8 protein-coding genes are annotated in these 9,091 nt (G+C 72.9%); 1 reads left to right on the forward strand and 7 read right to left on the reverse strand.

From position 1 onward, the window contains the following. Positions 1 to 49: 49 nt before the first annotated feature. Positions 50 to 1,324 (reverse strand): aspartate kinase, encoded by a 1,275-nt coding sequence (locus tag ABZ914_RS40040; protein WP_151542569.1) that lies wholly within the window; start codon positions 1,322 to 1,324, stop codon positions 50 to 52. A 192-nt stretch (positions 1,325 to 1,516) separates the two neighbouring features. Here ABZ914_RS40040 and ABZ914_RS40045 point away from each other — a divergent pair, with 192 nt between their 5' ends. Further along, positions 1,517 to 2,332: an alpha/beta fold hydrolase gene (locus ABZ914_RS40045; protein ID WP_500199773.1), complete on the forward strand. Its 816-nt coding sequence runs from the start codon at positions 1,517 to 1,519 to the stop codon at positions 2,330 to 2,332. Between the two features lie 189 nt (positions 2,333 to 2,521). On the opposite strand, the gene ABZ914_RS40050 is transcribed toward ABZ914_RS40045, so the two are convergent. The 6 genes from ABZ914_RS40050 to ABZ914_RS40075 form a co-directional block, all read right to left on the reverse strand. Further along, positions 2,522 to 3,418 carry a TIGR03620 family F420-dependent LLM class oxidoreductase gene (locus ABZ914_RS40050; protein ID WP_500199775.1) on the reverse strand — a complete coding sequence of 299 codons (897 nt, stop codon included), beginning with the start codon at positions 3,416 to 3,418 and terminating at the stop codon, positions 2,522 to 2,524. Positions 3,419 to 3,517: 99 nt separating this feature from the next. Beyond that, complete coding sequence (locus ABZ914_RS40055) at positions 3,518 to 3,859, reverse strand: ArsR/SmtB family transcription factor (RefSeq protein WP_500199777.1); 342 nt, start codon at positions 3,857 to 3,859, stop codon at positions 3,518 to 3,520. A gap of 46 nt (positions 3,860 to 3,905) precedes the next feature. Further along, positions 3,906 to 7,181 (reverse strand): DUF4132 domain-containing protein, encoded by a 3,276-nt coding sequence (locus ABZ914_RS40060; RefSeq protein ID WP_500199779.1) that lies wholly within the window; start codon positions 7,179 to 7,181, stop codon positions 3,906 to 3,908. Between the two features lie 37 nt (positions 7,182 to 7,218). Further along, positions 7,219 to 7,767 (reverse strand): DUF5063 domain-containing protein, encoded by a 549-nt coding sequence (locus ABZ914_RS40065; RefSeq protein WP_500199780.1) that lies wholly within the window; start codon positions 7,765 to 7,767, stop codon positions 7,219 to 7,221. Beyond that, entirely contained in the window at positions 7,760 to 8,359 is a 600-nt protein-coding gene (gene recR / locus ABZ914_RS40070) for a recombination mediator RecR (RefSeq protein WP_151542562.1), read from the reverse strand. Before recR ends, ABZ914_RS40065 begins: the two co-directional genes overlap by 8 nt. Positions 8,360 to 8,440: 81 nt before the next feature. Next, positions 8,441 to 8,836: a YbaB/EbfC family nucleoid-associated protein gene (locus ABZ914_RS40075; RefSeq protein WP_194737378.1), complete on the reverse strand. Its 396-nt coding sequence runs from the start codon at positions 8,834 to 8,836 to the stop codon at positions 8,441 to 8,443. Positions 8,837 to 9,091: the final 255 nt, after the last annotated feature.

Raw genomic sequence — 9,091 nt, forward strand, 5'->3', positions numbered from 1 at the left:
GGGGGGGGGGCCCCCCCCCCCGCCCGCGGCCGGGCGTCGAAGGGCGGCGTCAGCGGCCGGTGCCGCCGTAGACGACGGCCTCGACCTGGTCGACGTCGAGGTCGAACGCGTGGTGCGCGGCGGCGACCGCGGTGTCCACGTCGTCCTGGGCGACCACGACGGAGATCCGGATCTCCGAGGTGGAGATCATCTCGATGTTCACCCCGGCGTCGGCGATCGCGGCGAAGAACGTCGCGGTGACGCCCGGGTGCGAGCGCATCCCGGCGCCGATCAGCGACACCTTGCCGATCCGGTCGTCGTAGCGCAGCGACTCGAACCCGATCCGCTCCTTCAGCTTGTTCAGCGCGGTCAGCGCGGACTGCCCGTCGCTCGCCGGCAGCGTGAAGGAGATGTCGGTGCGCCCGGTGGACGCCGCCGACACGTTCTGCACGATCATGTCGATGTTGATCTCGGCCTCGGACAGCACCGTGAAGATCGTCGCGGCCTCACCGACCTTGTCGGGCACCCCGACCACGGTGATCTTGGCCTCGCTCCGGTCGTGCGCGACCCCGGAGATGATCGCCTGCTCCATGTCCTGTCCTTCGATCTCGCTGCTGTCGACGACCCACGTCCCCTCCTTCTGGGAGAACGAGGACCGCACGTGGATCGGGATGTTGTACCGGCGCGCGTACTCCACGCAGCGCAGATGCAGGATCTTCGCACCGGTCGCCGCCATCTCCAGCATCTCCTCGTAGGAGATCTTCGGGATCTTGCGGGCCTGCGGGACGATGCGCGGGTCGGCGGTGAAGACCCCGTCCACGTCGGAGTAGATCTCGCAGACGTCGGCGTCCAGCGCCGCGGCCAGGGCGACCGCCGTGGTGTCGGAGCCGCCGCGGCCGAGCGTGGTGATGTCCTTCGTGCCCTGCGAGACGCCCTGGAAACCGGCGACGATGCAGACCGCGTTCTCGTCGAGCGCGCTGCGGATGCGGCCCGGCGTCACGTCGATGATCTTGGCTTTCCCGTGGGTGCCGTCGGTGATGACCCCCGCCTGGGAGCCGGTGAACGAGCGGGCCTCGTGGCCCAGGTTCGCGATGGCCATGGCCAGCAGGGCCATCGACATCCGCTCGCCCGCGGTGAGCAGCATGTCCAGCTCGCGGGCCGGCGGGAGGGGACTGACCTGCTTGGCCATGTCGATGAGATCATCCGTCGTGTCGCCCATGGCGGAGACCACGACGACGACGTCGTTCCCCGCCTTCTTCGTCGCGATGATGCGCTGGGCGACCCGCTTGACGCACTCGGCGTCGGCGACGGAGGAGCCACCGTACTTCTGCACGACAAGAGCCACGGGTGGGCGCTCCTCGAATCGGGGTCAGGCGTACTGACCGATGAGTCTACCGAGGCGCCGCCAATGGATTACGAGCAGGTAACTGCGCACGCCCTCCGCGGCCCCATGTCATCGGCCGCATTACCTCTCACGTCATCGACCCGCGCCCCCGCCGCCCGCCATGATCGTCTCAACGCCGAACAAGGAGCCGAGATGTTCTTCGAGACCCACGACGGGACCCGCCTCTCCTACGAGGAGTACGGGCAGGGCAGCCCGGTCGTCTTCGTCAACAGCGCCATGCTCAACACCGGCATGTGGGAGTACCAGATCCCGTTCTTCGTCGAGAACGGCTACCGGTGCCTGACCTTCGACCGGCGCGGCCACGGCCGGTCGGACCGCCCGTCGGGCGGGTACCACCTCGACTCGCTCGCCGACGACCTCGCCGCGTTCCTGGAGCACCTGGACCTGCGCGACGTCATCCTGGTCGGCCACTCGACCGGCGGCTCCGAGATCGCCCGCTACCTCGCCCGGCACGGCGAGGACCGCGTCCAGCGCGTCGCGTTCCTCTCCGCGATCCTGCCGTACCTCCGGCAGACCGAGGACAACCCCGAGGGGATCCCGCAGCAGCTGTTCGACGGCATGATCGCGATGATCCGCGCGGAGCGGCCCAAGTGGCTCGCCACGCAGTCGCAGGCGTTCTTCGCCACGCATCTCGGCAACGAGGTCCACCCCGCCACCATCGAGTGGATGATCCGGATGTGCCTGGACGCCACGCCCTGGGCCGTCCTGGAGGTGCAGAAGACGATCTACTACGCCGACAACCGCGAGGCGCTGCGCAACATCACGGTGCCGGCCCTGGTCGTGCACGGCGACGCCGACTTCTCCGCCCCCGTGGAGATCACCGGCCGCCGCACCGCCGCTCTCGTCCCGGGCGCCGTCTACAAGGAGTACCCCGCCGCCGGGCACGGGCTGTTCGTCACCCACAAGGACCAGCTGAACGACGACCTGCTCGCGTTCTTCAAGTCCTGACCCCGCCCGGGGGCGGAGGCCGCCTCCCGGAGCCCCGGCCAGGCGAAGGCCCTGGTCGGGCGGAGGCCACCGCGCCCGCTCAGGCGGGGCCGCTCGGGCGGAGGACCGGTCAGGCGGAGGCCAGCGCGACCGGTCAGGCGGAGGGCCGCTCAGGCGGAGGGCAACGCGACCGGTCAGGCGGAGGGCCGGTCAGGCGGAGGCGCGCTGGGGGAGGAGCGCCTCGGCGAGGCGGCGCCAGTGGGGCATGGCCGATTCGCCCGGCGCCGCGCGGAGGACCTGGACGCCGACGTGGTCCGCGCCGGCGTCGAGGTGCTCGTTCAGCCGCGCGGCGATCGCGTCGAGGTCGCCCCACACCACCAGGTCGTCGACGAGGCGGTCGCTGCCGCGGCCGCCGGCGATGTCGTCCTCGGTGTAGCCGAGCCGGAGGAACTTGGCGATGTTGTACTTCTCCGTGAAGTAGCCGCGCAGGTGCTCGCGGGCGATCTCGCGGGCCCGCGCCGGGTCGCTCTCGAAGAGCACCGCCTGCTCGACGCCGAGGAACGGGCCTTCGCCGAGCACCTCCCGCGCCTGCGCCGTGTGCCGCACCGTCACGTGGTAGGTGTGCGCTCCCGCGGACCGGTCGCGGGCCATCTCCAGCATCTTCGGCCCGTACGCGGCGAGGATGCGGCGGACGGGCGACCGCGGGGCGGGGTTGGCGCTGGTCGTCGCGTCCATCTCGTCCAGGTACTCGCTCATCGCCCGCAGCGGCGTCGTCCCCGGCTGGGGCTTCCCGCCGAAGCCGAGGCCGAGCACGTGGCGGTCCGGGTAGGCGTCGGCCAGCAGCACCGCGGCGCCCCGCGTCCACCGCGCGCCGCGCGACCAGATCCGCGCGATGCCGTTGACGACCGCGATCCGCTCGGTGGACGCGAGCAGGAACCCGGCGTGGGTCATGGCCTCGCGCCCGTCCCGTTCCGGGATCCAGATCGCCGGCCAGCCGAGCTCCTCCAGTTCCTGCACGGACTCGCGGATCGCGGCCGCCGGCCGGTCCTCGAAGTCGAACGTCCAGACCCCGAAGCGGCCGAGGTCCGTCCCGCCGATCGCGCCCATGTCCCCTCCCGACCATCGTCGTCATCTCGATGATTCGAAGTATCGCAGAATTTCGATATGAGTCAACCGGGCGGGCGGAGGAGGAGGGAAGAGCCCAGGTCAGAGCGAGCGGCCGAGGGCGGCGACGAACCAGGCGATCCGGTCCTCGTCCCGCTTGTAGTGCGTCCACTTCCCGACCCGCGTGGACCGGACGAGCCCGGCGCGCTCCAGCGCCGCCATGTACGCCGACACCGTCGACTGCGCGAGCCCGATCTTGGCCTGGATGTGGCTGACGCAGACGCCGACCTCGGCCGGGTCCGCGATCGCCTCCTCGACCGGGAAGTGCCGCTCCGGCTCCCGCAGCCACCGCAGCAGCTGGAGCCGCACCGGGTTGGCCAGCGCCTTGAACACGTCCAGGAGCTCGGCCTGGACGTCCGCGGAGGGATCGGCGTGGGTCGTCATGGTGCCCCCGAGTCTACCCGGACGTTTCGCAGAACCCCGATATGTGTCAGGACGCGACGCCCGCCAGCTCCGCCAGCACCTCCGACGCGGACACCGGGTCCAGGTCGCCGATCGGCCGCCTCCCCTCGCGGGCGCACCAGTCGCCGGTCTCCGGGCGGTCGTCCACCCAGATGACCTCCAGCCGCTGCGCACCGGCGAAGTCCATGCCGATGTCGATCCCGGGGTTCAGGTGGACGTTGACGTACAGGCCGCCCGGCACCGCCCGGTACATGCTGTGCTGGATGCCGGCGTCCATGGGGCTCCCGCGCCGCCAGCCGCGCCGTTCCAGCCCGAGCACGTCCGCCGGGTCGACGGCGGAGCCCTCGAACCGCGCCAGCCGCCGGGCGGCGCGCTCGGCGTCCGTCAGCGTGTGCACCTCCCTGCCGAGCTGCGGGAACGGCTGCAGGATCGCGTAGTCGGCGAACAGCACCGACCACTCCTCCAGCGCGTCGCCCAGCTCCAGCGGGTGCGGGATGCCGACGCGCGCCGACTCCGGCAGGGCGAGCACGTCGTCGGAGGCGTCGGCGAACGTCCGGTCCTCGGCCACGCGGAACGCCGCCGCCTTGCCGCCGTCCTCCATGACCCACACCAGCCGCCGCGCGATGTGCCAGATCAGCGGGTGCTCCACGAACAGGCGCCGGAACTCCCCCGCCGTCCAGCGGCGCCGCGTCACCATCGCCCGCTCCAGCCGCCGGATCTGGTCGGCGGCGACCGTCCGCACGTCCTTCTTCAACTCCGCGAACCGCTTGTACGCGGCGGGCGCCAGCTCCGGGTCGTCCTTCGCGCCGGGCTTCGGCAGGGCCTTGCGGCGGGTGCCGTCCTCGTCCGCCACCTGCGGCCTGAGCTGCTCGTCGAATCCGACGGTGAAGCGGCGCGGCCCGTAGTCCAGGACGAGCCCGCCGCCCGCGTCCAGCCCGAAGTCGGGGACCAGCCGGTCGCCGAGCTGCTCCGCCGTCAGGCCCAGCCCGTCGGCGACCTCCTGGACCTTGTCCTGCGCGCGCGCCTTCAGCCCCTTGAACTTCACCTTCTGCGCGATGCCGTACAGCTGCATCAGGGCGACGTCCGTGCCGATCGCCGCCAGGACGTCCAGGCCCACGACCGCCTTGGAGTGCCCGCCGTCCCCCGGCCAGGCGCGGATCAGCGGCGTCAGCCGGCGGGCCGTCCCGTCGTCGCCGAGCCAGCCGAGCTGCGCCAGCGCCCAGCCGTCCTTGGCCGGTGCCTCGTTCCGCCGCCACTGCTCGAACAGCGCCCACGCGAACTCCGCCAGCGACTCGGGATCGCACGCCTCCTTGACGATCCCGACGCCCGCGTACACCTCGTCGACGCTGGACATGGCCAGCATCGTCAGCAGATGCCGGACGGCACCGGAGGGCAGCGCGTCGTCGCGCCCGCGGAGCCTGATCTGCGGCAGCGACTCCGGGACGGCCCACTCGCCCACCACCGGGATGCGTTTCGGCAGGAGCTCCAGCGGATCCACCATGACGGACGCGCGCAGGGCGTCCGCGACCTCATCGCCGTGCGCGCGCGCCGCCGCCTTGATGACCTCATCGCTTCCGTGCTTCTCGGCCAGCAGCCGCAACGCGCCCTCGGCCTCTCTCCGCGCCGGGCCGGGCCTGCCCAGCGCCGCCGGGACCAGCAGCGGCACCGCGTCCACGCCGTGCCGGCCGAACCACGCGAGCGCCGTCGTGCGGCCCCGCTTCGGCTTGGCCAGCGCCGCGGCCATCAACCGCGCCACCCCCGCGTCCAGGAACGGCAGCGCCCGGTCGGCCAGCCCCGCCGGATCGGCCTCCGCGACGCGCAGCGCCACCGGCAGCGCGTCCACCCCGAACCGGGCCACGACCGGCCGCAGCCACATCTCCGCCTCCCACAGCTGCGGCCTCCAGCTCGCAAGCCACGGCCGGACCTTCTCCACCGGCCCGTACGTGAGGACACCGAGCCCGTACCCGTAGGCGCGGCCCTCGCGGAACTCCTCGACCAGCGCGTCCCAGTCGTCACCGGCCGGGACCCGATGCCGGTCGTCGGTCTTCGCCCACTCCTCCCGCTCGCCCGGCTCCCACCGCATCGCGGTCCCGGCGGGCGGCACGAGCCCCCCGACGACGACGGGCTTCGCCGCCTCCGCCTTCCGCAGCCACGGCGGATCGGCCAGCGGGCCGGGCAGCGCGTCCAGGGGAGCGTCCGGCAGCCGGCCGTCGTCCTGCACCACCACACCGGCCGCCGCCGCCAGCTCCGGATTGGCCCGCACATGCCACGCCAGCAGCTCGGCGAGATGCGGCGCGTCCGCGGCCGCCAGCGACCGCAGCGCCCGTGCGGGGAACCGCTTCATCGCCGCGAGCAGCGCGGACCGCACGTGCTTCTGGTCGGCGCGGTCCACCAGCGCCTGGAACGCCTCGTCGCCCGGCACGATCGCGAGCACCTCGACGATCAGCTTGCGGAGGTCGGTGTTCCACTGGTTCGCGTCGTACGCCGCCACGAGCAGCGGCACGGCCGCCGCGCCCAGCCCGTCCAGCATCGTCACCAGGCACGACCGGTTCCACGTGTGCACGTAGGGCAGCCCGTACCAGGCCAGCGTCTCCACATGGCGAGACGTGCCGAGGGCGCAGTGCAGCATCCACAGGAAGTGCGACTCGTACCGCAGGTCCGGCGGCGCCTCGCAGCATTCCTGCACCCAGTCGAGCCGCGACGGCACCAGGAACGACACCGCCGTCCGCTGCGCCGCACCGCGCCGGCACCCCGCGAGGGCCTCGACCGCCCTCCCGTACTCGTCCTCGGCGGCGACGGCCAGCAGCCCCCGCAGCCGGGCCCCGATCCGCCACGCCGGCGTCGACCCCACCGACCTTCCGGGCCCCTCATCCGGCGTCCCGGCGACCCTCAGGCCGGGAACACCCCAGCGGATCCCGCTCAGCTCGGCGAACGCGCACGCCGCGAACGGCAGCCCGTGCTCGCCCACCCATGCGTCCGCCAGCGGCGCCGCGAGCTTCTCGACGGCGGGGTCCCACCGCGCGTCCTCCGCCAGCAGCGCCGCGACCACGGCCGCGCCCAGCGGGTTCGCGGCACCGGCCAGGTACTCCCGCGCCGCCCCGGCCATCTCCGGGCCGACACCGTCCCGCTCGCCGATCGGCCGCTCGGCCTCCAGCGCGCGGACCCGCTCGCGCACACCCTCAGCGGCGGACCCGTCCACCCTGATCGCCGGCCCCGGCCGCCCGCCCCGCCGCGCGAACATCCGCCGCCGCCACGCGTCCGGCAGGATCAGCGCATCTTCCCCCGAAGCCGAAAGATCATCCATACCCCCACGCTAGGACACCCCTCCGACACGCGCCCCGCTATTGGGCGACGGCGGCCTCTTGGGCCACGGCGAGGCGGTCGTTCGCGAGGTAGGCGTGCAGCGCCCGCAGCGACGCGCCCGCGTGGTTGCCCCAGTGGTTGAAGTACGAGTACTGCCACCACCACAGCGCCTCGAGGGGGCGGTCCTGGTTGTAGTGCCGCAGCCCGTGGACGAGATCGCTGGCGACGTCGACCAGGTCGTCCGACAGGCGGTACGACGTCGGCTCGGTGTCCTTGTACGGGTCGAATACCTCGACGTACTCGTCGAGGTCGCCGAGGCGCTCCGCCAGGCCCGTGCGGACCGCGTCGAGGTCCGGGTCGTCGCCGATCTCCGGCTCCCAGTTGTCCGGAAGGATCACGTCCGCGCTGGCGCCGAGCTGCGCGCCCGCCAGGATGACCTGCGAGACCTCCAGCAGCAGCAGCGGGATCGTGTGCGTCCCGGCGTCGCCGCGCGCCACGGCCTCCAGCCCGTTCAGGTAGTTGTCGACATGGCACGCCACCCGCTCGGCGAGGGCGTTCCAGTCCTGCGGGCTGTTGGTGTCAGACATCGAGCAGCCTCCGTCCTTCGAATGCGCGTCCCAGGGTCACCTCGTCGGCGTACTCCAGATCACCGCCCACCGGCAGGCCGCTCGCCAGCCGGGTGACGGTGAGCCCCATGGGCTTGACCAGCCGGGCGAGGTACGTCGCCGTCGCCTCGCCCTCCAGGTTCGGGTCCGTCGCCAGGATCAGCTCCGTCACCGTGCCGTCCGCGAGCCGCTGCATCAGCTCCCGGATCCGCAGGTCGTCCGGGCCGACGCCCTCGATCGGGCTGATCGCGCCGCCCAGCACGTGGTACCGGCCGCGGAACTCGCGGGTCTTCTCGATCGCGACGACGTCCTTGGACTCCTCGACCACGCAGATCACCGACGGGTCGCGGCGGGCGTCCCGGCAGATCCGGCACTCCTCCTCTTCCGCGACGTTCCCGCACGTCCTGCAGAAGCGGACCTTGTCCTTGACCTCCTTGAGCGCCTTGCCGAGGCGCTCGACGTCGGCCGGATCGGCGGCGAGGAGGTGGAAGGCGATCCGCTGCGCGCTCTTGGGGCCGACGCCGGGCAGCCTGCCCAGCTCGTCGATGAGGTTCTGGACCACCCCTTCGTACAACGGACCCCTCCTTTCAGTTCACGATCTCTTGTGCCGGTCGCGGGCCGCTCGCACGGAGCGGCCGTCCGCCCTGGCGGGCCGTCAGGCGCCCGAGCCGCCGCCCAGGCCGGGGAAGCCGCCGGGGATCCCGCCGCCGCCCGGCGCGCCGCCTCCGCCGAGGCCGGGGATGCCGCCCCCGCCGCCGAGGCCGGCCGCGAGCGGGCCCATCTTCTCCTGCTGCAGTTCGGCCGCCTCCCGGGCCGCGTCGCGGATCGCGGCGAGCACCAGGTCGGCGATGGTCTCGGCGGTGTCCGCCGGGTCGTCGGCGTCGATCGCCTTCGGGTCGATCGACAGCCCCGTGACCTCGCCCTGGCCGTTGACCGTCGCGGTGACGAGCCCGCCCCCCGCGGTGCCCTTCACCTCCGCCTCCGCCAGCTCCCGCTGCGCGGCGAACAGCTGCTCCTGCATGGCCTGCGCCTGCTGCAGCAACTCCTGCATGTTCAACTGACCACCGGGTTCCACGGTGCACCCCTCTTCCGGCCCCCTCGGAAGGGCCTTGCTCTCTCGCGACCGCGCACGACCACCGGACGTCCGTCCCCCGAGACTACGGGGTCACGGGACGATGCGGTACGTGCGGGCCGCCCGATGTCCGGACTCCGCGCCGCGGGATCCGCCGGTCTCCCGGACGATCCCGTCCGCCGCCGAGCGCCCCCAGGCCCCGAGCACGACGAAGGGCGCGCGCCACAAGGCGCG

This window comes from Spirillospora sp. NPDC046719 (assembly GCF_040645715.1).
GTDB lineage: Bacteria > Actinomycetota > Actinomycetes > Streptosporangiales > Streptosporangiaceae > Spirillospora.